The 1,870-nt window shown below is 61.4% G+C and carries 1 protein-coding gene; it reads left to right on the plus strand.

Features of this window, described 5'->3' with window-relative positions; genetic code table 11:
- A partial coding sequence (locus tag ASF84_RS29015; RefSeq protein WP_236709391.1) for a condensation domain-containing protein occupies positions 1-1,870 on the plus strand: 1,870 nt, incomplete at both ends.

Genomic DNA, 1,870 nt, shown 5'->3' on the forward strand with positions numbered 1-1,870 from the left:
CCTGTTGTTTCTGGACCGGCTGCCGCTGACGCCCAACGGCAAGCTGGACCGCAAGGCCTTGCCGCCACCGGATGGCCGCCAGCAGCAACACACGCATGTGCCACCGTGTACGGAGCTTGAGCAACAGATCGCGGCGATCTGGGCGGATGTGCTCAAGGTCGGGCCGGTGGGGCTGACGGACAATTTCTTCGAGCTGGGCGGGCACTCATTGCTGGCGGCCCAGGTGATTTCCCGCATTCGGCACGCTCTGGAGATTGAAGTGCCGCTGCGTGTGTTGTTCGAAGCGCCGGTACTGGGCCCATTCGTTTCCCGAGTCAGCGAAGGTGCAGGCAACCGCACGCCTGCGTTCAAACCGACGGATCGCCAGCAGCCTCTGGTGTTGTCGTTTGCCCAGCAGCGTCAGTGGCTCCTGTGGCAGTTGAACCCGGACAGTCCCGCCTACAACCTGCCGGTTGCCTTGCGTTTCAAAGGTGATCTGAACCGAGAGGCATTGCAGGGCAGTTTTAATGCCCTGATTGAGCGGCATGAAACCCTGCGCACCACTTTCCGTCAGGAGGGGGAACAGGCGGTGCAGATCATCCATGCGGCACAGCCTCTTGCCATTGCGTTCGAAGTGCTGGACGACGAAGCCGGCATTCAGCGCCGTGTCGCCGCCGAGATCCATCAGCCCTTTGATTTGATTCGCGGCCCGATGCTGCGGGTCAGACTGCTGCGTTTGGCAGCACATGATCATGTGCTGGTGCTGACCTTGCACCACATCGTTGCCGATGGCTGGTCGATGTCGGTAATGGTGGAGGAACTGGTGAGCCTCTACGAAGGCTATCGCCAGGACCGGGCTGTGAGCCTGCCCAGGCTGTCCCTCCAATATGCCGACTACGCACTATGGCAACGGCAGTGGATGGCTGCAGGCGAGCAGGCGCGCCAGTTGACATACTGGCGCGAGCAACTGAGCGGGGTACAGCCGGTGCTGGAATTGCCTCTGGATCGTCCACGTCCATCGAGGCAGAGTTATGCCGGTGCCCGCCTGAACATTGCACTGACCGACGATCTGGCCCGCTCTCTCAAGCATTTTGCCCAGCAAAAAGGGGTGACACTGTTCATGCTCTTGCTGGCCTCCTGGCAAACCCTTCTGCAGCGTTATTCGGGGCAGAACGACATTCGGGTGGGTGTACCCAATGCCAACCGCACTCGAGTGGAAACCGAGCGGCTGATCGGCTTTTTCGTCAACACCCAGGTGCTCAAGGCGACGTTCGAGCTGACCACCACGTTCGAGCAATTGCTGCAGCAGGTTCGCCAGACTGTGCTGCAGGCACAGACCTACCAGGAGTTGCCGTTCGAACAACTGGTGGAGGCCTTGCAGCCGGATCGCAGCCTGAGCCACAGCCCGTTGTTCCAGGTGATGCTCAATCATCAGGTCGCGGTGAAGGATGAACATCATGTATTGCCCGGGCTGACAGTGGAGAGCGTGCCATGGGTCGAGCAGACGGCGCAGTTCGACCTGACACTGGATACCTACGAGCAAGAGGGGCAACTGGGCGCCTCGCTGGTCTATGCCACGGCGCTGTTCGATGCCGCGACCATCGAGCGCTTGGGGCAGCACTGGATCAATCTGCTCAAACACGTGATGCACCAGCCTCAGCAGTACCTGAGCGAACTGCCGTTGCTCAGCACCGCCGAGCATCAACAGGTCGTCGAACACTGGAACCGCACCGCGGCCCGTTACCCGGCCGGGCAGTGCCTGCCACAACTGATCGAGCAACAGGTGCTCCGTACCCCGGACGCCACGGCCGTGRTGGCGGGCAAGCAGTCATTGAGCTATGCCGAACTGAACCGGCGGGCCAACCGCCTGGCGCACAAGCTGCGCGAGGCG

The sequence above is a fragment of the Pseudomonas sp. Leaf127 genome (assembly GCF_001423155.1).
Taxonomy (GTDB): Bacteria; Pseudomonadota; Gammaproteobacteria; order Pseudomonadales; family Pseudomonadaceae; genus Aquipseudomonas; species Aquipseudomonas ovata.